Source organism: Candidatus Curculioniphilus buchneri endosymbiont of Curculio glandium, from assembly GCF_964275155.1.
Classification (GTDB): Bacteria; Pseudomonadota; Gammaproteobacteria; order Enterobacterales; family Enterobacteriaceae; genus Curculioniphilus; species Curculioniphilus buchneri.
The window spans coordinates 754,279-777,637 of sequence record NZ_OZ193413.1 but is presented as its reverse complement, the minus strand read 5'-3'; the positions used below and the strand labels follow the sequence as shown (position 1 = coordinate 777,637).

The 23,359-nt window shown below is 30.0% G+C and carries 15 protein-coding genes and 1 tRNA gene; 10 read left to right on the top strand and 6 right to left on the bottom strand.

What is annotated here, in order from left to right; genetic code table 11:
* Positions 1 to 2,244 precede the first annotated feature (2,244 nt).
* The 3 genes from ACICP0_RS02325 to murA all read left to right on the top strand — a co-directional run bounded on the left by ACICP0_RS02325 (position 2,245) and on the right by murA (position 4,423).
* Entirely contained in the window at positions 2,245 to 2,370 is a 126-nt protein-coding gene (locus ACICP0_RS02325) for an ABC transporter substrate-binding protein (RefSeq protein ID WP_395480252.1), read from the top strand.
* A 503-nt stretch (positions 2,371 to 2,873) separates the two neighbouring features.
* Entirely contained in the window at positions 2,874 to 3,128 is a 255-nt protein-coding gene (gene ibaG, locus ACICP0_RS02320; protein WP_395479696.1) for a BolA family iron metabolism protein IbaG, read from the top strand.
* A 32-nt stretch (positions 3,129 to 3,160) separates the two neighbouring features.
* Positions 3,161 to 4,423 (top strand): UDP-N-acetylglucosamine 1-carboxyvinyltransferase, encoded by a 1,263-nt coding sequence (gene murA / locus ACICP0_RS02315; protein WP_395479695.1) that lies wholly within the window; start codon positions 3,161 to 3,163, stop codon positions 4,421 to 4,423.
* A gap of 1,237 nt (positions 4,424 to 5,660) precedes the next feature.
* Here murA and ACICP0_RS02310 read toward each other — a convergent pair.
* Together ACICP0_RS02310 and ACICP0_RS02305 are read right to left on the bottom strand one after the other, a co-directional pair.
* Positions 5,661 to 7,034, bottom strand: a complete 1,374-nt coding sequence (locus ACICP0_RS02310) for a Do family serine endopeptidase (RefSeq protein ID WP_395479694.1) — start codon at positions 7,032 to 7,034, stop codon at positions 5,661 to 5,663.
* Positions 7,035 to 7,232: 198 nt separating this feature from the next.
* Positions 7,233 to 7,592: a ZapG family protein gene (locus tag ACICP0_RS02305; RefSeq protein ID WP_395479693.1), complete on the bottom strand. Its 360-nt coding sequence runs from the start codon at positions 7,590 to 7,592 to the stop codon at positions 7,233 to 7,235.
* 1,090 nt (positions 7,593 to 8,682) lie between these two features.
* Between ACICP0_RS02305 and rplM the strand changes: the two genes are divergently transcribed.
* From rplM to ACICP0_RS02290, 3 genes are all read left to right on the top strand, one after another.
* Positions 8,683 to 9,111 (top strand): 50S ribosomal protein L13, encoded by a 429-nt coding sequence (gene rplM / locus ACICP0_RS02300; RefSeq protein ID WP_395479692.1) that lies wholly within the window; start codon positions 8,683 to 8,685, stop codon positions 9,109 to 9,111.
* A gap of 16 nt (positions 9,112 to 9,127) precedes the next feature.
* On the top strand, positions 9,128 to 9,520 hold the full coding sequence (rpsI, locus tag ACICP0_RS02295; RefSeq protein ID WP_395479691.1) for a 30S ribosomal protein S9: 393 nt from the start codon (positions 9,128 to 9,130) through the stop codon (positions 9,518 to 9,520).
* A gap of 331 nt (positions 9,521 to 9,851) precedes the next feature.
* On the top strand, positions 9,852 to 10,340 hold the full coding sequence (locus ACICP0_RS02290; protein WP_395480251.1) for a ClpXP protease specificity-enhancing factor: 489 nt from the start codon (positions 9,852 to 9,854) through the stop codon (positions 10,338 to 10,340).
* Between the two features lie 109 nt (positions 10,341 to 10,449).
* Here the strand turns inward: ACICP0_RS02290 and pyk are convergent, their stop codons facing one another.
* A complete protein-coding gene (pyk, locus tag ACICP0_RS02285; RefSeq protein ID WP_395479690.1) occupies positions 10,450 to 11,889 on the bottom strand; it encodes a pyruvate kinase in 1,440 nt (479 codons plus the stop codon).
* A gap of 1,053 nt (positions 11,890 to 12,942) precedes the next feature.
* On the opposite strand from pyk, the gene zwf reads away from it, so the two are divergent.
* The 3 genes from zwf (at position 12,943) to ACICP0_RS02270 (ending at position 17,182) form a co-directional block, all read left to right on the top strand.
* Complete coding sequence (gene zwf / locus ACICP0_RS02280; protein WP_395479688.1) at positions 12,943 to 14,418, top strand: glucose-6-phosphate dehydrogenase; 1,476 nt, start codon at positions 12,943 to 12,945, stop codon at positions 14,416 to 14,418.
* A gap of 1,382 nt (positions 14,419 to 15,800) precedes the next feature.
* Positions 15,801 to 16,259 (top strand): zinc uptake transcriptional repressor Zur, encoded by a 459-nt coding sequence (gene zur, locus ACICP0_RS02275; RefSeq protein ID WP_395479686.1) that lies wholly within the window; start codon positions 15,801 to 15,803, stop codon positions 16,257 to 16,259.
* Positions 16,260 to 17,110: 851 nt separating this feature from the next.
* A tRNA-Arg gene (locus tag ACICP0_RS02270) sits at positions 17,111 to 17,182 on the top strand.
* A 172-nt stretch (positions 17,183 to 17,354) separates the two neighbouring features.
* Here ACICP0_RS02270 and ACICP0_RS02265 read toward each other — a convergent pair.
* Genes ACICP0_RS02265 through pepP form a run of 3 tightly spaced genes read right to left on the bottom strand, consistent with a single transcriptional unit; the run spans position 17,355 to position 21,111 of the window.
* On the bottom strand, positions 17,355 to 18,569 hold the full coding sequence (locus tag ACICP0_RS02265; protein ID WP_395480250.1) for an FAD-dependent monooxygenase: 1,215 nt from the start codon (positions 18,567 to 18,569) through the stop codon (positions 17,355 to 17,357).
* Positions 18,570 to 18,610: 41 nt separating this feature from the next.
* A complete protein-coding gene (gene ubiH / locus ACICP0_RS02260) occupies positions 18,611 to 19,789 on the bottom strand; it encodes a 2-octaprenyl-6-methoxyphenyl hydroxylase (protein WP_395479685.1) in 1,179 nt (392 codons plus the stop codon).
* 2 nt (positions 19,790 to 19,791) lie between these two features.
* The gene (gene pepP / locus ACICP0_RS02255) at positions 19,792 to 21,111 is read right to left on the bottom strand and encodes a Xaa-Pro aminopeptidase (RefSeq protein ID WP_395479684.1); all 1,320 of its coding nucleotides are present in this window, start codon (positions 21,109 to 21,111) and stop codon (positions 19,792 to 19,794) included.
* Between the two features lie 1,182 nt (positions 21,112 to 22,293).
* Here pepP and ACICP0_RS02250 point away from each other — a divergent pair.
* Positions 22,294 to 22,905: a 5-formyltetrahydrofolate cyclo-ligase gene (locus ACICP0_RS02250; RefSeq protein WP_395479682.1), complete on the top strand. Its 612-nt coding sequence runs from the start codon at positions 22,294 to 22,296 to the stop codon at positions 22,903 to 22,905.
* Positions 22,906 to 23,359 lie beyond the last annotated feature (454 nt).

Below are 23,359 nucleotides of genomic sequence, written 5' to 3'. Positions count from 1 at the left end.
GAGCAAACGAACTGATACAATACATGGTTAACACGTGAATCGGTTGATTTACGCAGTGCTGCATCTCATAATTATTTGTTGATATACCATACCATATAACGTCGTTTGGAACGAACGACTTTGCTAGATCCTAAAGCAATTAAGTTCAATAAATTGCTTGTTGGTCAAGGTCCACTCACCATAAATATGTTAATTAAATTCATTTAAAAGCTAAATTATTCGCTTGATATAATTAATATTATTATATTATGCGATATTCCAAAAATATTCAGGGTTACCGATTATGTTTCATATCATTACTGAATACTACGTAGTAGTAGAAAGTATTTTACATAGTTTATACGATGATCAAGATTGTCAAATCAAATAATTTTTAGATGGTATTTATATGCCTATGTCTTATTACTATCCTACTATTGATTACAGAACACAATTATTGAACAATGTAGATTAATTTCAATCATGTTATTGAAAGTAACAATGTCTTTTAGACGAAAAGTATCAGAATTTTTAGATATTTTGATGAAAAAAAAACAGTTTTTTTTAATTCATTAGTAGAAAAATATCTAAAACTTTAAGAGAAATCGCCATTGTACTTAAACAATTATAAAAAACTAATATATTGTCCTTAGTACTTCATTATGTATGGTCTTGTTTTTTTGGTCTCAAGCTCTTTTATAAGTATGTTCTTAAGACTTCATGGTGGTTATCTAATTAGTATTAATTACTTACAGGATAGAATTTAACCTAAGGGCACTAGTCTACTGTATTTTTACAGCGTCAACTAGTCCCGATAATAACAACGCTATTATTCGCTAGACAAGTTCATTCAGCATTGACTGCTATTACTGATCAGTTTAATGAAATTTATTAAATAGCTGTCTAGCTTACATTCAATAGCTGTAGATCCATTACCTTAGATAATAACTTTCACTATTAAGTTGATGTCATCATTTCTATACCACTATTAACAATAGTTTATATCTCAGTAAAGATCATAGTTGGTTCTGTGATCGAGATAAAATGGCAAGGTATTTGGAACGACTTTTGTAGTGTGCCATATCAAGTATTATAGAATAGCAGAGAAACATATCACACTATGTAATAATAGCGTTATTTTTGCTGTCACTGTAACTTGGATTACCTCATTTAATGGTTAAAATTTCATTTTAATTCTAGAAGGTATCAATCTAGAAATTACTTAAACGGTGTTTTATTCCTCTTTAGAGTTGTTAGATTAGATTTTTACTGACAATACTAATTGTTGGAAACTAAATAGAGAGATGTAAAGTAAAAAGTGAAATTTATTTTTCGATACATTTATGATTGGTACTTTATACGCTACCATATTCAATTACAATACTTCTTATTCTAAGAGTTGTAATAGAAATTGAACAAATTTATGATGGTACTCTAGATATAAGTTCTCTTTAAATTAAAATTTCTAGACTATTAAAAAAATAATATTTGTCGTTTTAATGTAAGGTTTAAAGATACAGAGACAAATATTTATCTTTATTCTTAAAATGGCAGCATAGTTAACAATACGAAGTTAGTAATAAGTTTGGAAGATTTGATTGGTTAACTATTATGTCATTCAGCAATGATTAAAATCATATTATTGACTCATGAACAGAATTCTATTTCTGATCGGAATATTTTATTTATGTCATATAATATAGGTTTATCCTCAATACCTTTATTTTGAAATTACATTATTCTTTGTATATTATAAAATATAAGTACAATTCTTAAAGGCAATATTCATGTTTCAACGTTTATTAATAGTGATATTACTAACGGTCACGCCAATAATACAGGCTTCTATTTAAAGAAATTCCTATGATTTAGTACTTAATGTGATAAGTAACATTTTTACTAAATTAAACGATGAACAGAATACAAAGTGTAACATGAATTAAATTATATATGTACTATTGTACGTGAAACACTACTTCCACATATACATATAAAATATGCTGGTATATTAGTTTTAGGCCACTCTTATTAAAAGTCTACTCCTGAGTAGCGTATAGCTTATCTCACAGCATTTTTGAACTTACCTAGAATTAATTTATAGTCGAATTGTAACGTTTTATATCAAACAAACTTACCAAGAAAAACATTATGATCCAATGTCATAGTGGTATCTATATGCATGATACTTTTTAATCATAAAGATCGTCGGTTCTATTATGTATTGATTTTCAATGTTGTAAAAATTACTAATCTGAAAATTAGAAAATTTACGATATTATTATTGAAGAAATTAGTTTAATTGAAAATTCAAAACATAAATGGAGTGCTATTGTACAAAATCAAGGTATTGCTGAGTTAACTCAGCACTTACAATCTATTATTCATCAGTAAAAGATTTTTAGATAAAAAATGGATGAAAAAACTAATGTATTAATTAAAGGAGATATAGTTATTTTAAAGGGAAATCTTAATTATAATATCTTGCTATTGTTATGGAATAGAAAGAAGTAATTTACTGGTAATATATGGTTTTTCAACATGTCTAATTGACAACATATTGATTCTGCTAGATCACTGTTAATACTATATCTTTAATATCAATAATGTCAATGGGGCAACTCGTTGACATTGATTAGGCTTCGTAACACACTGAACATTCTACTTACTCTATATAATCTGTATCAAAGTTTTTTACCTTTTGAGAACTAACAGTGTTTAATGTGTTATCCTGGTAATGTTTAACATATAATAATTATTATATCATAGTCTAATATTAAATAATATTAATTTAAAATAATGTAAGAACGTAGAAATTAACTGCATTACTAGTTTCTGTATTTATCAAAATCTTCTAATATAGCCATCTCATTTTCAATTCTTAGATAGAAATCAACATGAAGCCTAATGAAATAAAAAAGATTTTGATCAATGCATTAACATTGGATGAAATCCATGTAAGTGGTGATGGAAAACATTTTCAAATTATTGCAGTCAGCGATCAGTTTGCAGGTATGAGCCGAGTAAAGAAACAGCAAATGATTTATATTCCATTAATGGAATACATTTCAGATGATCGAATTCATGCCTTATCGATTAAAGTCTATACCCAAGAAGAGTGGAAACAAGATCGAAAGCTGAACGAATTTTAATGACGTTAAACAACATAAAGAGAACAGTTTTAATGGATAAATTTCGTGTCCAGGGTCCCACTCAATTAAGTGGCGATGTTACTATTTCAGGTGCAAAAAATGCTGCGTTACCTATTTTATTTTCTGCACTTTTAGCAGAAGAACCCGTCGAAATTCACAATGTTCCTAAGTTGAGAGATATCGATACTACGATAAAATTACTGAGCCAACTTGGTGCCAGAATAGAATACAATGGATCGATGCATGTGGATGCGAGAGATATTAATGTTTATTGTGCGCCTTATGAACTAGTGAAAACTATGCGTGCATCAATATGGGCTTTAGGTCCGCTAGTAGCGCGATTTGGACAAGGACAAGTATCTTTACCTGGTGGTTGTGCTATTGGCGCACGTCCGGTAGATTTGCATCTTAGTGGCTTGGAACAACTGGGCGCTGTTATTAAGATAGAAGAAGGCTATGTCAAGGCATCTGTAGATGGACGTCTTCGTGGTGCACACATTGTAATGGATAAAGTCAGTGTTGGTGCTACTGTCACGATTATGAGTGCCGCTACTCTTGCAACTTATAGTACCATTATTGAAAATGCTGCTCGTGAACCTGAAATTGTCGATACTGCTAATTTTCTTATTACTCTTGGTGCAAAAATAAGAGGTGCTGGCACCCATGTGATTATTGTAGAAGGTGTTAAACGTCTCGGGGGTGGTGTATATCGTATTTTACCTGATCGTATTGAAACTGGTACATTCCTGGTAGCAGCAGCAATTTCCCGAGGCCATGTAGTGTGTCGTTCCACTCGTCCAAATATGCTAGATTCTGTGCTCACTAAGCTTCGGGAAGCAGGTGCAGACATCAATACTGGCGAAGATTGGATTAGCTTAAATATGCATGGGCAACGTCCAAAAGCAGTAACAGTACGTACCGATCTTCATCCTGGTTTTCCAACTGATATGCAAGCACAGTTTAGTTTATTGAATCTGGTAGCTGAAGGGACCGGTGTGATTACAGAAACCATTTTTGAAAATCGTTTTATGCATGTCCCAGAATTGATTCGAATGGGTGCACATGCAGAAATTAAAAGTAATACTGTAATTTGTCACGGTGTAGAAATGCTATCAGGCGCTCAAGTAATGGCAACAGACTTACGAGCTTCTGCTAGTTTAGTATTAGCTGGATGTATCGCTGAGGGTATGACGATAGTGGAACGCATTAATCATATTGATCGTGGCTATGATTGTATAGAAGAGAAGCTAAGGCAAATTGGTGCAAATATTAAACGTATTAAAAGTGGTGAGTAAATACTGAATAAACCATCAGCCATTTGATTAACTAAAATACTGTTTTTAAAATAAAGACATGCTAACCATTTTAGTGTTTCTGGATACAGAAAAAGAAACGATTTTCAACAATCAAAACACTATTACAATGCCACTAATTTCAATGTTTTATTTAAAATATTAATTTTTATAGAAGATCTAATAAGAATAATATCTGAAGAGTTAGTTTTTTATGCTAGGTTATATGTACTGATTTCGATACTTTTGACTAAAAAATGCTAATTTTTATATTTTAACCATCACATTTGTATTATCTGATAAGATCAATTTACATAGTGACATTTTTTCTCATCTGTTCTCCTTCCTGGTCATGAAAGTAGTAACACACTAAGTATGTTATGTATTTTTATACATGCATTCACTTGAGATTATTTAAAAATTGACAATGTCAGTATAAATTTAAATGATCTCACTATTAAAAAATTTTTATGATTGTAATTTTTCGAGTATGTAAGTGAAACGATTTTCAAATAGTATCTTTTAGATTGTTAATGATGTCTTGTTCTCAAATAAACTCATGTAATTAAAAATTGAGGTTATAATTCAAAATTCATCGAAATTTCTAAGTTTGATGAAGCATGCACAATACTGATATCGTTATTATTATTTAATATATATTCATTTTTGACATAAGGCAAAAGTCTTAAAATTTTATAATACTTAGCATCATACTATATCACAGACAGTATGTTAGCTATGTTATTGACATCAGATAATAATTATTATTGAAACCCGATATAAAACTATATTATTAAATAATATAATTTTACTAACTAGTATGAGTAATGTATTGAATATCAGTGTTATTTCTTATGTAGAAAAAAAACGGTTAACTTGTTTACTTTATTTTTAGTCTATGCGCAATCTAGATTAGATATACGTTAAAATCTAGCGTTTATAAAAGTAAAAATTTTCTATTAGATAAGATTAATTTATATATTCTTAGTTTGGTAAATCGCCAATTTATATAAATACTGTTTATATAATTTATAATTACGGGCATCGATAGTTTAATTATATAGTGTGTTACACTTTCTTTGGAATGAGACATATGATTGGAATTCGAGATCTACATTAATGATGAAAATGCTAAGTAACTGCAAAGATTACTAGATTAAAAATTTAAAGCACGTAAGTACAGTACTGTGCTTTTTTTTGAAGCAACATTAGTTTAGTTTTAGTACCTATTTTAAATGAATCAACGTAACAACAGAAAAATACTTGCATCTCCACGTATAATATTTAATGCCATAACTGCTGGTCTAGCATCTAGAACTTTACGCAACTGAGTTAGATTTTGAACTCGTTCACGATTTAGTGCAATGATTACATCACCTTTTTGTAGTCCAATTGCTGAAGCAGGCGAATCTTTTACTACGTTTTCCACTTGTATCCCTTTTGTCCCATCTTTTAGTTGACCATTTCTAAGTGAAGCACCTTGTAATGCTGGAATGATTATTTCTTCACTGGAAATAGTAGAAGCTTTATCTTCTAGAGTGACTTGAAGTATTTTTAATTTTCCATTACGCAATAAGCCAAGTTTAATGGTTTTACCGGGAACAGTAGTACCAATTTTGACACGTAATTCGGCAAAACTTTGAATTGTTTTATCTTCCATTGAAATGATTATATCACCGGTTTTAATACCAGCTTTGTCGGCAGCGGAATTAGGGAGCACTTCGCTTACAAAAGCACCACGTTGAACATCTACATTAAATGCATTAGCTATGTCGGCAGTTAATTCAGTAGCTTTAATGCCTAGTTGACCTCTTTTTACTTTTCCATATTCAATCAGCTGTTGACTTAAATTTTTCACAATATTACTAGGAATAGCAAAGCCAATCCCAATATTTCCACCTCCTGGTGCTAAAATGGCGGTGTTAATACCGATTAGTTTGCCATTAAGATTAACCAATGCTCCACCGGAATTACCTCTATTAATAGAAGCGTCAGTCTGAATAAAATTCTCTAAACCTTCTAGATTTAGACCACTTCGACCCAATGCCGAAACGATTCCAGAGGTTGCTGTTTGTCCAAGTCCAAAAGGATTACCTACTGCAATAGCAAAATCACCTACTTTCAAAGAATCTGAATCTGCCATTGTAACTTCGGTAAGATTTTTTGTAACAGGTAATTTTAGTAAAGCTAGATCAGTTTGTTCATCGTGTCCTACTAATTTAGCATCAAATTCACGTCCATCATTCAGCTGTACTTTAATCCTATCTGCTCCGTTGACCACATGATTATTTGTAATTACATATCCTTTATATGCATTAATTATTACTCCAGAACCTAATCCTTCAAATTGATGCATACTACCACCATTACCTCCTGGAATATCAGGACCAAAAAAGTATTTAAATTCTTTAGGTAATCTAGGTCGACGCACTGGCTGAGTACCTTCAACATACACGCTGACAACGGCTGGAAGAACTCTGTCTAGCATAGGTGCAAGACTTGGAATAATCTCTGTTTTATCTTCAATAGGAATTGTTGCTTGGAGAGTAGAAATAGGCAGTAAACTCAGTTCAATACTTAGTATCAATACGCTGAATAGCACTATTATTTTCATTGTAATATTGACTCGCAAATTTTCATGTTCTTTTTTTTATTAAAACTAAAATATTTAGTGATAGAAACAGTGAGTGAGCTTCAACAAGCATTAAAATTCAATAGAACAGTTCAGCAGAAGCAATTACTGAATATACGGAAAACTAGTTGCCGGGAAGTGTGCATTTTTAAACTCAGGCTCTAAGCGATCCTTTCAAAGTCATGGATTGTCTCTCAAACGAATTTCAGTTGGAATTTGATCATTATCTGATTCTGATTCGGTTAGACGATGTAAAAAGAAGTTTTCTTTAACATGCTTATCCAGCAATAAATTATTGGCATTATTGTCTATATCTTTATAAAGTTTGCGATAATCTGCAATTATACTTTCTAAAATCTCTATACTACGAGAAACAAGATTAGTTAATTCTTTTCGATATTCATCTAACTCAACCATATTTTTTTCTAACTTTTTCTGAAATCTTTGTTGTCGTCGTAGTTTATAGTTACTGAAAGATACAGAAATAACACTAGTTATTATGCCTAATATTAATCCAATTAATACATATTTCCAAAACATAATAAAACTCCTATTCAAATAAGTTACGCTATTCCATGTGATTTATGATATACTTATACTTTGACGTACTATATCAGTAAAAGCACGAGTAGATTTTGATGACAATGATTTAGATAAAAACAATAATAGTGACTAACCGCGTATTTTATTTATAAATAGTTCTCATCCTATTTATTTCATAGGACCAACAACTAGCATGTTACTGTCTAACTATTAAATTATGTAATTTTTCTAAAAGAAATTTTTGAATATAATTTTATCTATAACTTTCGATTCGTATCAATGCTCATTAAAAATTAATAGTAATTTAACTTATGTCCTTTATTTTCTATTTTTTTCGACCACACACAACTGTGTTAAAAATTTTTCGTAGAACATGAGAATAGGACGAAAAAATAAAACAATTGCATAAAGACAGATAGTGTATTATATCCAATAACAATTACACAAAGAACTGATTAATGAAGTATTCTATGCCTAGAATTCTTCTAGGCTAATAAAAACTGTAACTATATTCTAAATTTTTGTTTTCTAATAATTATATTTAGAAAGCATTATCTGATAGAGTAATGAATATGTCTCATTCTAATTCTAACACAGTCTTGTTGTCCAAATATTATTTTAACTACCATATTTATTAATATAAGAGGTTTTTATATACTAATATATAGAATAAAATAACTGTTAACATAATTTTTTGGCGATTTAATCACAATTTGAACTCATTAAAAATTTAGTAAAATATTATACCGCAACGATGATGTAATGTTACAAGGGAGGAGTACTATTCTGTATTATTTATATATCTTGCTAAACAAGATAATTTTGTTTAACATAGATTATGCGGACTGATAGAAAAGATATCCTCAGTTATTATTTAAATTATATAAAATAAATCGATCATTAATCATAATTCAACTATAATGATAATAAGGCTTTTTTTAAATTATTACTGACAGCTGCAATCGCAAAACTAATAGTTTCCTAAAAGATGAATTGTTGTAGTACTAGCAAGTAGTACAAGTATTTCATTACTATTCATCAAGGCGTTTGAATATATTAACATATAATTTGATTAGGTTCATTTTTAATGAAAACTTTCATAGCAAAATTAGAAACAGTTAAACATGATTGGTATATCGTAGATGCAAAGAATAAAAATCTTGGTCGTCTTGCAACTAAGCTAGCTTTGTGCTTACGAGGTAAGCATAAGGTAGAATATACACCGCACGTAGATGTCGGTGATTATATGATTGTACTCAATGCTAATAAAGTGACCATTAGCGGGAAAAAGTATGATAAAAAAATATATTATCACTACACCGGATATGTCGGCGGTATGAAAAAAATGACTTTTAAAGAAATGATTGCACGTCGCCCTGAACATATAATTGAAATTGCAGTTAAAGGCATGCTACCAACAGGCCCAATGGGCCGTGCTATCTTTCGTAAATTAAAGGTTTATGCTGGAACTGAACATAAACATGTTGCACAGAAACCGAAATTTCTTGACATTTAATTTGAGATTATAGTCAATGTTTGAACAACAATTCTATGGTACGGGACGACGTAAAAGTTCTTCCGCTCGTGTTTTTATGAAAATTGGAAGTGGTAATATCATGATTAATCAATGTACTTTAGAGGAATATTTCAGTCGTGATACATCTAGGATGATTGTACGTCAACCTTTATATTTAGTCCAGATGGTAGATAAATTAGATTTATATATTACTGTTAAAGGTGGCGGTATCTCTGGCCAAGCAGGAGCTATTCGTCACGGCATCGCCCGTGCCTTGATAAAATATGATGCAACAATGCGTACTTTTCTACGAAAAGCTGGATTTATTACTCGTGATTCTCGTCAAGTTGAACGTAAAAAGGTAGGTTTACGTAAAGCACGCCGTTGTCCACAATTTTCTAAACGTTAAGTTTAACGTACGTATACTATAATTAAAAATTCAAGATAATCCAAATTTTTATTTTTTGATCTGCCTAAATATGTCAATGAATACTATTATGATGTATTTTAACTGTTATATTATTTCTATTTGAATTATAGATTTATACTGTGACAGTATAAATATACTACCAATCAAATTTAGGGAGAATCATTTTTGGTTGAAGGAATGGTAATACAAAATATTTTTAATATGCTATAAGTTAATAGTTATTCTATGAATAATACTGATTTATAAAAAGCTAATATTTTAGTTTTAATCTAATAGTTTATTTTATGGTTAATAAAGGATGATAATGAAAATGAAAACAGCTCCATTGTCGCCATGTCAACCTTATTTATTAAGGGCATTTTATGAATGGTTGATTGATAATCAATTAACACCTTATCTGGTAGTAGACGTGACTGTAAGCGGTGTAGTAGTTCCGATGGAATATGCTCGACAAGGACGTATTATTCTAAATATTGCACAAAGTGCAGTAGCTAATTTAGTTTTAAGTAATGAAAAAGTGCAATTCAATGCGCGATTTAATGGTATATTACAACATATTATATTGCCAATAGCGGCAGTATTGGCCATTTATTCGCATGAAAATGGTGTTTGTAAAACATTTGAATCAGAAGTAGCGTACAATAATGCACAACAAATTATACATGGTAATAGTAATAAGGACGACAAGAAAATAGTAGATCCTTTAATGCCAAGTGATAACTTACACAATATACATTATCAATGTGAACTACCTATTGCGCCGATACGGAATAAACCTATTTTAAAAATAGTGAAATAAATTAATGAAATTTAATTTTATTTTATAACGTAGCTTCCTTGCCATTTATTATAGTATATCTCATTTATTTTTATTTATGTCTATCATATGGTTATGTAACCTGGAATTTTTATTCCACTTGAAGGATATGCGCGGTACTTGTAGTACCTACCATATCTGTAATATCTCCATGTGTAATAATTACCAGATCACCTGAGATTAAAAAACCTTTATTGCGTAATAAGTTTGTAGCGTGAATGGCATTAGATGCCATGCCTGTATTATCAAAATACACCGGAGTTACACCGCGATATAATGCAGTTAAATTAAGTGTACGTTCATGGCGAGAAAGGGCAAAAATAGGCAATCCGGAACTAATACGAGACATTATTAATGCAGTACGACCTGACTCAGTCATTGCAACAATGGCGCTGACGCCTTTTAAATGGTTAGCGGCATACATAGCTGACATGGCTATAGTTTCTTCTATACTATCAAATAGTATATCTAATCGATGTTTAGATACATTAATGCTTGGAATTTTTTCTGCACCTAAACAAACACTTGACATGGCTGCTACAGTTTCAGCAGGATATTGCCCCGTAGCGGTTTCAGCCGACAACATTACTGCATCGCTTCCGTCTAACACCGCATTAGCGACGTCCATGACCTCAGCTCGTGTCGGTATTGGATTAACAATCATAGATTCCATCATCTGAGTGGCTGTTATCACCGCACGATTTAATGTCCGAGCTCTGCGAATGAGTGTCTTTTGAATAGCCACTAATTCAGGAACACCAATTTCTATTCCTAGATCACCTCGGGCAACCATAACAGCATCTGAGGCAAGGATGATTTCATCCATTACTGCTTCGTTTATTACCGCTTCTGCTCGCTCTATTTTAGAAATAATTTTGGCATAACTACCTGCATTTCGAGCTAAACGACTAGCATCAGCAAGATCATTACTACTTCTAGGAAATGATACTGCTAGATAATCTACTCCTATTTTAGCTGCAGTAATTATATCTATTTTATCTTTTTCAGTTAAGGCATTGGCAGCTAGTCCGCCTCCTAGCTTATTAATACCTTTATTATTCGATAATAAACCACCAATAATTACCTCTGTTTGAACTTGCATACCTTGAACATTAATTACTTTCAATTGTATTCGTCCATCATCTAATAATAAGGTATTGCCGGATTCAACATAATTAGGTAGACATTTGTAGTCTATACCTACTTTTTTAGTATTACCCTCATTATTTTTCAATGATGCATCGAGTATAAATTTATCGCCTGCTTTTAGAAAAACGCTATTTTCTTGAAACGAAGCAATGCGAATTTTAGGCCCCTGCAAATCTCCAAGAATTGCTACATGGCACCCTAAACGAGCAGCAATTTCGCGTACTTTCTGTGCACGTATGATATGATCTTTAGCATTACCGTGTGAAAAATTGAGACGCACCACGTTTGCACCAGCAGCAATTACTTTTTCAAGATTATCATTGCGATCAGTGGCAGGACCAAGGGTAACGACAATTTTGGTTCTCCTTAGTCGTTTAAACATAAATGACTCCATCAACTTAGATAATTGTTATCTTATATACTTATCAAAAAACTTACCAAAACAGGAAGTAAATATCTTTTTTTTACATATACTTTAATAAAAGTATTTTGTGTATGTTGCAGTTATTAAAAGCAATATATAACAATATATTCATTCTTTTTCAGAATACTGTCTATTTACTAAAAAATATATTATTTAAATAATCAGTATGATTTTATATATCTCATTTATTATCAAAAAGACTGTGTGATATTTCAAAAATATAATTTTTACTAACAAAAAGTATGATTTTTTATGAAAATGAGAATAAGATTACTATTTCTCTTATTATACATCATACTATAATTAGTGATATAGTAATATGTGTGATGTAAAATATATTCAGAAATTTACACTGAATTAATTTGAAAATCTTCATTTCAGCAGAATATTTTCATCTGAATATCTTAGATAAAATAGCACATTGAATTTTATTGAATGCTCAAGAGAAGAAGTGGAAATTTTAAATTATAGATCAAATTAATCTTAAATAAGATTAAGATTACTTCTGATTTGTTTAAGATTGAATATAACAAGTTATATTTTTTGATATAAAATAGAGATTTATATGAACAGTTGCATTTTATATCGAAATGTTCATATAGTTTTTAATTAATAAAATATTAGTCCAATATTGAATATTAGAATAACATTTTATAATTATTGTACAATAAAAGATATTCGTGGGTAGCTTTCGTTCTTAGATATTATACTTTGACTGTATATTTAAGTTTATTTAATACATGCTACAGTATACCCGATAATCACAATAATCATAAGATGGTACAATATTACAAATAATTGAGCACTTTTCCAACATATAATATACGTTTAATGTTGTAGTATAAAATATATGCATGGAATAATTATCCCGAATGGCACCGTAATCATAGGATGTATTATTATTTATACATAAGCAAAATATATAAATTCAACATTTTACCGATTTAGTGTAACGTAAACTAAATAATAAAATCTAATAGTCATTAATTCTATTTAGGAGACAAGAAAATTATGGTGGTAACACCTATAATTCAAGCCTGTGATTTAGTAATTTTTGGAGCAAAAGGTGATCTAGCACGACGTAAACTATTACCTTCGTTGTACCAATTAGAAAAAACAGGTTCGCTACATCCGGAAACTCGAATCATAGGTGTAGGTCGTGCTGACTGGAATGTCAAAACGTATGCCACAATTATTTATGAATCTCTGGAAATTTTCATGAAAGAATCTATCAACAATATGTTGTGGAACACGTTAAGGGCTCGCTTAGATTTCTGTAACTTAGATGTTAACGATACTAAAGCTTTTTTTGGTCTTCTAAAAAAAATCAACCAACATACTCGAATCACTGTGCATTATTTTGCAATGCCTCCTGATCTCTTCGGTGCAATCTGCAAAGGATTAAGCACAGTAGGATTAAATAGACAACCTAATCGCATTGTCATGGAAAAACCATTAGGCACCGATTTGATATCTTCGCAGATAATTAATGATCAAGTTTCGAAGTATTTTCACGAAACACAGATCTATCGTATAGATCATTATTTAGGTAAGGAAACCGTACTAAATTTATTAGCACTTCGGTTTGCAAATTCTCTTTTTGTTTCCAATTGGGATAATCGCACTATTGATCATGTTCAAATAACGGTCGCTGAAGAAGTAGGTATTGAGGGAAGATGGGGTTATTTCGATCAAGTTGGCCAAATGCGTGACATGATTCAAAGTCACTTACTTCAAATATTAACTATGATTGCTATGTCGCCACCTTCAGAACTTACAACTGATTGTATACGAGATGAAAAAGTTAGAGTATTACGATCATTATGTCCTATCGATCATCACAACGTTCGAGATACTACAGTACGAGGTCAGTATACTAGAGGATTTATACAAAGAAACAAAGTGCCGGGTTACTTAGAAGAAGAAGGTGCAAATAAAAATAGCCGTACTGAAACTTTTGTTTCTATTCGTGTTGACATTAATAATTGGAGATGGTCAGGTGTGCCTTTTTATCTCCGAACTGGAAAACGATTACCTACTAAGTACTCTGAAGTAGTAGTTTATTTCAAAAATCCCACAATTAACTTATTTAAAGATTCTTATCAACGTTTACCGAAAAATAAATTAACTATTCGTCTACAGCCGGATGCAGGAATAGATATTCAGATTTTAAATAAAGTACCTGGTCTAGGCCATAAACATCGCCTTCAGACTACTAAATTAAATCTCAGTTTTACTAAAACATTCAATCAAGAGCATCTAGCAGATGCATATGAACGATTATTATTAGAAACCATGCGTGGTATTCAAGCATTATTTGTCCGACGCGATGAAGTAGAAGAAGCTTGGAAATGGGTGGATTCAATTATGGAATCTTGGAAAATTGAAAATAGTATACCACAACCTTATCAAGCTGGAACATGGGGGCCGATAGATTCTATAGCGATGATTGCTCGTGATGGGCATGCATGGAATAAATTTGAGTAACACTATCATAATACAGAACAAAGTAAGGATTTTAAAAAAAGGATATTTGTTGCATTTAATGATGAATAAAATTAATAGTTATACCTTTTATTGTTGAAACATTTTGTGATTCGGTTTTTTAAACCGTATTCAGAATAAATAAAAATTTATTCAAAATATTTAAATATTAAAAAACAAATTAATATCATTTTCATTACTTTATTCTGTATGCTCACTTCCGAAAAGGTGTTAATACAACATATTCAACTTACATCTCATCATTTGAATAAAAATAACAGAATAATACTCTAACATTGTATTTTTACATCCATTTTCTGTAAACAACATGGTTATTACAATAAAATCTATATACTATGAAGTATGGTATTTCTATAATAAAATATTAACAAAAGTAACTAATTAATAAAAATCGTATAAAACTATTAAGGTATTCTATTATTTATTTTATGCATAATATAATTATTATAGAATGAAATATAAATTAACAGTTATTTTTTTCAAAATTTTTAAAGTATAATCAAGATTTTTAAAAGAGAATAGTTTGTTTTTTAGTTTAAAAAATACATATAGAAATATATTAAGCACCTTATTATAAATTTAATTTATTAGCTTCGAGCCGTATAACACAAAATTATCTAAATTTTAGAGTAAAATTTAGTGCAAGTGCAAATATACTAACCAATATATTGAATAATTTTTAGATTATCTATAAATATAATTAGTCTTTTTTATTTTATATCTTTATAAAAGAAATTGTTTGATAGGTATAGTTTTATCTTAGTTTATTGACATAGTATCAATTTATTTTTTTTGACGAGTTATAATATTAATTATAATAAAGTTATAGATAATAATCATATTTGTCTTGACAAAATATCTTTGATTTAATGTTGAACAAAATGAAGTATATTGATTAATATATTTTAAATTATTTTTTATTATAATTAATAAGATTTAAAATCTTGTACGTACCTGATAATAATAAGTTGTTAAATCTTATCTTTTATTTTCATACCTCTAGAGTTAGATGATATATCTATTAATGATCATTTATAAAAAATAATCATTAAGTACTTAAATAATTTTAATCATTAATGTCATAATTTAAACTTTAAATATTTTAATTTAGTAAATGCATATTTATGCAATATTATTCAATATTGAATATTCAAGGAATTTATTCTAAAAGACAAAAAGATTTTTTAAAAAATAAAATTAAGTTGATAAAAAGATGGATTACTTTACATTTTAAAAATTAAATGGTGCTTTAATCTATAAAAACTATGCTTTTTTTTTAAAAAAGAGAATATCAACCTTTTTAATCATAGTATTTCTTTATCTTCATGGTACTATAGAGTAAACACTTCTGACTGAAGGGTATTATGAAAGAAGCTATGATTGAAAATCAACTTCGTCAGGCTGAAGAATTATGTAAAAAACGTAATGCTCGCTTGACGCCACAACGACTAGAAGTATTGCGATTGATTGCACAACAGAAAAGCGCAATAAGCGCCTATAATTTACTTGATTTATTACGTCAAACTGAGCCACAAGCCAAACCTCCTACTATATATCGGGCTCTAGATTTTTTATTGGAACAGGGATTTATTCATCGAATAGAATCCACTAATAGTTTCGTGCTATGCCATCATTTTTCTACACCTTCACATAATTCAGTATTTTTTATATGTAATCGTTGCGGTCGAGTACAAGAATATACCACAGAAAGTATCAAACACATTTTGCATCGTATGGCCATTGCGTCTGGTTTTTCTATCACTCACAATATCGTAGAACCGCATGGTTTGTGTCTTACATGTATAAAAGTACAAGCTTACTAACGTCCTGATGAATGTACATATGAAATCATAGTGTTTTCATCAGAAAATTTTTTAATGTCCTTATTTTAAAATTGAAGCATTAAAGATCATATATTGATATGAATAGGAGAATCAGTTAGCTAACTATATCCAATAATAGTCAAATATTACTTGGTCTATTTTATATAAATCACTATTTAAATAAACAAACATAATGTTACTAAAAATAAAATATATGAAATGAAAAATAAAGAATATATATTCATTCAATGAATACATAATAGATAAAGTATTTGGTATGGAATACCATTCCGTTTCTGGATAGAAACAATAAGATACATATTTTACTATATATTATTTTATTCATTTTATAGATATATATTTTCTAAATTTATGTATTTTATTTTTCTATAAATTTTTAATGAATTTTGAAAAAAGTATCTATTTGTGGTAGTTTATAGACTCAATGAGTCTTTCATATTAGAAATAGTAAAATATGAATTTATATTTTATATACGACTATTAATCGATAATTTTTTATAAAATATATTCGTATTAAATAATTTAATATTAAAACGTAATATAACAAACATGTGTATTATACATACTCTAATATGATAGAATGTCTGTTGGAAGATTGTATTAAGCGACTTAGTCAAAGTACTCCCTAAGTCATAAATGAATCCTTATTAATATTTCTTGTTTATTGTTTTTTAATAAAATTTGAAAAACTTTTTTAAAAAATGACATTATTATTTAATATTAATTGCACTTTTTTCATAAAAATTTTTTAAATATTTTAAATATTAGATATAGAAAAACAAATTTTTGTTTTACTTTTATAAAATTTTACTAGTTTTTTTCAAATGGATGTCCCCGTAGTTAAATGGATATAACAAACTTCTCCTAAAGGTTAATTACAGGTTCAATTCCTGTCGGGGATATTATTTACAGCCAACTGATTGATTAAGATAAATTTCAATAATACAAATATAATATTTATTATATTGGATATATTCCAATGAATAAAATATAAATTTTTTCAAGAAAATAATTTATATTATGAAACCTTTACTTATAATAATATCGTTAATAATAAAATTCAATTAGAATGATTCAGTTAAATGATTTTTCCGCTAACCAATCTGGAAGGTCATTTAATCCCATTGCTTGTCTAATCAAGCAAGATTTAATACCTGGTAGTGTATTTACTATTTGTAATCCTTGATTTCTGATCCATTTTTTTATTGGATTATGGCCAGAAAATAATTCTTGTAATCCTTGCATGCTCATTAACATGAGTGCATTGCCATGTTGGCGGATACACTCATAATGGCGTAAGTAAGAATAACAACCAATGTCTTTATCTAATGCTTTCAGGCGTTGTAATTCTCCTAAGAAAACCATAACATCCATCAGTCCCAAATTAATTCCCTGTCCACCTAAAGGATGGATAGTATGAGCGGCATCACCTAAAAGCACTAAACGATGGGTAGCAAAATGACGTGCATATCGCCCTACAAGTGAAAAAGTTTTTCGTTCACCTTGTAGCTCGCATAATCCAAGTGTTAGGCTAAAACACATTGCCAAAGCCATATTGAATTTTTCAACAGATTGGATCAAGTATTGCTGTGCTATTTCTGGTGGTAATGACCAAACAATAGAACTCAAATGTGGATTGCTTAACGGTAAAAAAGCTAGAATACTATCATCGCAAAAAGCTTGACGGGCAATATTCCTATGAGGTAATTCGGTGCGTACTGTAGCAACGAGAGAATGATGTTGATAATCCCAAAATATAAGAGGAATACCAACATATTGTCGAATCCAAGAGTGAGCTCCATCTGCTGCAACAACTAATCGCGCAGTTAGCATCTTTCCATCCTTTAAAATAAGCAGAACATCAGTCTTTCTCCAAACTATTTGGAACAATTCAGCAGGAGAAAATAGTATAATATTATTTAACTGCTTAGCACGACACCATAATGTTTGTTGAATAATTGAATTTTCGACGATATATCCTAGTTGAGGATAGCTCAATTCTAAGCTATCAAACATTATTTTTCCAAAGTTATCTTTTTCCCAAACTTCTATTTTATGATAAGCGTTAGCACCATGAGCAATAATCTCCTTCCAAACCTGCACATATTGCAGTAATCGACAACTGGCAAAATTAATGGCAGATACTCGTAGTATAGGTCGATTAGGTTGTACGAGTGTTGGAATATGAGATTCAATTATCGCCACACGTAATCCGCTTTCTTGTAAACCACAGGCAAGCGATAAACCTATCATGCCACCACCATTAATTACTATATCGAATTCTTGTATCACTTTCAAATCCTTATATTTTCCTTATTAACGGAACGTAGTTAACGAGAAATCCAACCTAGCATTTTATGCACTAGAATATCACGTAATGGTGGAATATGAGCCATAGCTAATAATCCAAGATTACGGCTTACAATGAATGGAAAATGAATACTGGAGAATAGACGAATAAGTCCATCGGTCACCGCTACAGTACTAGACTGATCTAATCGTCGACGCTGTTGGTAATTTAATAAAATATCATAATTACCAATATCCTTGCCTTGTATTGCAGTATTCGATAAAATTTCCGCTAGCGTCATAACATCTCTTATGCCTAAATTAAAACCTTGAGCGGCAATTGGATGCAATGTTTGCGCAGCATTGCCAACTAATGCTAACCGATGTGTAATATGCCGTTTAGCGATCTTAAGACATAGTGGATAATACTTACGCTGGCTAGTAGAGATAATATGTCCAAGGCGCCAACCGAAAGCTAGCTGTAATGCTTGACAAAATTCTATTTCATTCCAAAGAGAGATTTCAGCTCGATATTTAGTTGGTATACACCAAATTAGCGCACTATATCCACCAGATATGGGTAACATTGCTATAGGGCCATAAGTAGTAAAACATTCAAAAGAATTACCTTTATGCGGTAATTCGGTATTAATATTAGCGATAACAGCAGTTTGTTGATAATCTTTTTCCTGCCAATGAATGCCACATAATGTTGCAACAGATGATTGTGATCCGTCTGCTGCGGCTACTAATTGCGCATTGAAAAGTTTTCCGTTGTTTAACTTAATGATTGTTCTGGTTTGCTCTCTAGAAATATTAGTTAACTGTGCTGGACAATGTAAAAAAATACCTGAAGCTTGTTGCAACAGTTTAAATAGTAATTTTTTAAAATCGTGCATTTTAATCACGTAACCTAATGCTGGCAAGTGATAATCACTGGCTGAAATATGAACTTTATTAATATTGCTCTTTTCACTGACCTCGACTCTATGAATAGGAGTGGTGTAAGAAGAAAGGGTATCCCAGATACCGATTGTGTTTAACTCACTACACGTACCATAAGCCAGTGCAATAGATCCAACTTCAAAACTAGGATGGTCATTATTTTCTAATGCTTGCATTTCAACTAAATTAATTTTCATAGTCCCTTGACTGAAACGTGAAAGTGCGAGAGCAAGAGTTGCTCCAATTATGCCACCACCGATGATTGTAATAGTCATTTTTAAATGAATTCCATTGTCATTAATGCTTCAATTTCATTGGCCTGTTTTACCGCCGATGCTGTGAGATTTTCATTGCCAGAATGGGTAATGACAATAGTTTCTTCAATTCGAATACCAATACCATGATATGCTGAAACAATTTTTTCATCCGAAGGAATGTAGATTCCTGGTTCGGTAGTTAATACCATACCGGGTACGAGAATACGATCTTTTTGAGAAGTCCCATAATCACCAACGTCGTGTACATCTAATCCTATCCAATGGCTTAATTCATGCATGAAAAATTTTTTATATGCTTGTTCAGCAAGTAATGCTTCTATGTTACCTTTTATGATACCAAGCTGTATCAAGCCTGCGACCATGATAGTTATAATTTCTTCTCTAACTGCGTAAATACTACATCCGGGTTTATAGAGTTCTAATGAACGATTTAGCATTTTCAGTACAATATTATAAACGGCGCGTTGTTCCGTTGAAAATCGACCATTAATTGGAAAAGTTCGGGTAACGTCACTGGCATAACCTTTATATTCACAGCCAGCATCAATTAACACCAAATCGCCGTTTTTCATTTTTTTATTGTTTTTAACATAATGTAAAATGCAACTGTTTTTACCACTACCTACCATTATGTTATAAGATGGAAAACGAGCACCGTGACGAATAAATTCGTATTGAACCTCACCTTCTAACTGATATTCGAACATGCCTGGTCGGCAGCGTCGCATAGCACAAGTGTGTGCTATGGCAGTGATTTCACAGGCACGGCGCATGATAGTTAATTCTTCATCTGATTTAATTAAACGCATTTCATTTACCAATGATCTCCAGTCCACTATGATAGATGGAGCTTGTAATTCTTTATGAACACCTTGTCGTAGTTTATTGAGTGCTTTAAATAATTGGTAATCAGCAAAAATATATTTTCCTTGTGCATGATAAATTGTGCTCAGTCCATTGAATAATAAATATAGTTGCTTAGGAATTTCATCCCACGGTAGGACATAATCAATATTCAAGCAGGTCAATGCGGCTTTATATTCTATATCAAGATTTGTATAAGCTTCATTAGTTTTATTATTATGCATTTGGTTAAATAATATGCTTCTACAATGGTTCTTATTATGTTTGATTAATATAAATAGCGAGTTTGGTTCATTCAATCCAGTAAAGTACCAGAAATCGCTATTTTGTCGATAAGGATATTCAATATTAGCATTACGCATAATTTTAGGAGCAGCATATATTAGCGCAGCGCTGCTTGGTACCATCTTCGATAGAAATCTTTTACGACGAAGAATATATGCTTGTTGCATCATAGCTTTCTCCAACTTAGTTAACCAGAATTTATTAATTCTAATTACGATTCTTATGACAGACTAACTTGTTTATCTCCATAATATATAACAGAGGCAATTTAATATTTGTATATTATTTTAGAAGTATAGCACTGTAGAATTCGAAAAAGTGCATGTTATTTGACATAACAATCATTACTGTATAGTAATGTTAAATGTTATATTTTATATCTAAGGTTACCAATTTCATTTAGATAAATTGATCATTTCATCTATATTTTATAATTTATACTTAGTTATTTAATATGTTCATATTAAATAGACAATCTTTTCTCACTAGGTTACTAATTTTTATTAGTAATATAAGTATTCATTAAAGTAATGAGTTATCCAAAAATAACATCAGCTATTTCATTTAAATTTTAATATTAGTTTACTGATCATAAACTATGAGATTTATTATTTTTTAATCGAATCATAATTTATGATTTTATTTTTTCTTTGTTACATATTAAATTAAATTGATATAAGATTTTTTACCAGTTTATTTTTTATGAAAAAATTAAATTTTATTAATGTAGACAATAAATACTTTTATTTTAAATATAAAATTTAGGTACATATTAAGTAGATATAAAAAAATTGAGTTTACATGTTTTTATATAAAAAAATATTATTAGAAATAAAAGTAAAATATTGCGCAACAATTATATTAAATATTAATTAAAATTATAGATTTTGTAACGCATATTTCTATAATCTAGAATTACTCCATTACGAATGAGTAGGTAATAATATATAAATAAATTGCAATATGGATTTTATGTAACTAGTATAAATATTTTTGTATGGTAATTTTTACATACTGCTGTTAAAATTTTTAAGTAGGAATGTTCTTGACATATAAAGAAAAAGTTATTAATTTAAATTTCATTCTAATTTTTATAGAATAAATTTAGTGCGGTATGATGGATACAAGAATTAAATAATCTGAATAATTTACTGCAAAGATTTAGTAACTTAATATTTGTGAATTTCAAATATATTATAATACATAGTTGAACGGATCTACTTTTGTTCAAGTGAAATTAACGTTCAAATGTTATTAAAATTTATTTTGACATATGTTAATCAATGTATATGTTTGTAGTGGTGATTGCGGAGTGCTGTAATCGATAATATTTTTTCTCTATGAGTCTCTCAATGGATGATAAAATGCTTATACGGAAATCATTACGGGATTCTATCCGTCTTCGGCGTTGTGCTCTGACTAATCAAGAACAGACAATAGCTTCATTACGTATAGTAAATCAAGTTATGAACAATCCGCGTGTGCAAGCTGCTCGTACTGTAGCTATATTTTTATCTTTTGATGGAGAAATCAATACACAGCCGATTATTAAGGCATTGTGGCTTTCTGGAAAACAAATCTACTTGCCGGTTTTACATCCTTTTTCCATAGGTTACTTACTATTTCTACATTATACAGCTAATACACATCTGGTGATAAACCAATTTAAGATTCGTGAACCTTGTTTGGATATCACTACCTTAATTTCTTTAATTGATTTAGATATTGTATTTACACCGCTTGTAGCTTTTAATGAGCAAGGATATCGTCTGGGAATGGGAAGGGGATTTTATGATCGTATGTTGAAGCATTGGTATTTAAAATCAAGGTTTTATCCTATTGGATTAGCGCACGATTGTCAGCGAATAGAAGATATATTTCCAGTAGAAAAATGGGACATAGTTTTGCCAGAAATTATTACACCTTCTCATACTTGGTTAATTTCTACTGGTATAAAAAATTAAGATTTTGTTTTTTATATTTACATATTATGTAATTTAACAATAAATAGTAAAAAAATTTTCAGCATGAAAATTTATTCAAAATACATATTTTCTATGTCAGAGCATAGCGTTAAAAACGCATTTTACTAAATTGAGATCTTTGTGAGATATACATAAACACTGAAATTATCCATTATATTATAATATTTTTTGTACAGAATTATTATGAGCAATGCTGGTAGATGAGTCACGGACTCTACTACCTGTTTTAAATCCTAATATCAGAATAAATTCTGGTTTCTATAATGAAAATTATAGCTTGCTACACTACATATTATGTATGAAATTAATTTCACAATGATTATACAAATATTTTATAATTAAAATATTTACATATACTAACATACAATATGTATTATATGTACTATATATTATATGTACTAAATGTTTTAATAGTGGTATAAAGTAATAATAA

Excerpts from the sequence above, each read along its gene's own strand:
- ibaG (WP_395479696.1), top strand. The coding sequence starts at position 2,874 with ATGAAGCCTAATGAAATAAAAAAGATTTTGATCAATGCATTAACATTG.
- murA (WP_395479695.1), top strand. The coding sequence starts at position 3,161 with ATGGATAAATTTCGTGTCCAGGGTCCCACTCAATTAAGTGGCGATGTT.
- ACICP0_RS02310 (WP_395479694.1), bottom strand. The coding sequence starts at position 7,034 with ATGAAAATAATAGTGCTATTCAGCGTATTGATACTAAGTATTGAACTG.
- ACICP0_RS02305 (WP_395479693.1), bottom strand. The coding sequence starts at position 7,592 with ATGTTTTGGAAATATGTATTAATTGGATTAATATTAGGCATAATAACT.
- rplM (WP_395479692.1), top strand. The coding sequence starts at position 8,683 with ATGAAAACTTTCATAGCAAAATTAGAAACAGTTAAACATGATTGGTAT.
- rpsI (WP_395479691.1), top strand. The coding sequence starts at position 9,128 with ATGTTTGAACAACAATTCTATGGTACGGGACGACGTAAAAGTTCTTCC.
- ACICP0_RS02290 (WP_395480251.1), top strand. The coding sequence starts at position 9,852 with ATGAAAACAGCTCCATTGTCGCCATGTCAACCTTATTTATTAAGGGCA.
- pyk (WP_395479690.1), bottom strand. The coding sequence starts at position 11,889 with ATGTTTAAACGACTAAGGAGAACCAAAATTGTCGTTACCCTTGGTCCT.
- zwf (WP_395479688.1), top strand. The coding sequence starts at position 12,943 with ATGGTGGTAACACCTATAATTCAAGCCTGTGATTTAGTAATTTTTGGA.
- zur (WP_395479686.1), top strand. The coding sequence starts at position 15,801 with ATGAAAGAAGCTATGATTGAAAATCAACTTCGTCAGGCTGAAGAATTA.
- ubiH (WP_395479685.1), bottom strand. The coding sequence starts at position 19,789 with ATGACTATTACAATCATCGGTGGTGGCATAATTGGAGCAACTCTTGCT.
- pepP (WP_395479684.1), bottom strand. The coding sequence starts at position 21,111 with ATGATGCAACAAGCATATATTCTTCGTCGTAAAAGATTTCTATCGAAG.
- ACICP0_RS02250 (WP_395479682.1), top strand. The coding sequence starts at position 22,294 with ATGGATGATAAAATGCTTATACGGAAATCATTACGGGATTCTATCCGT.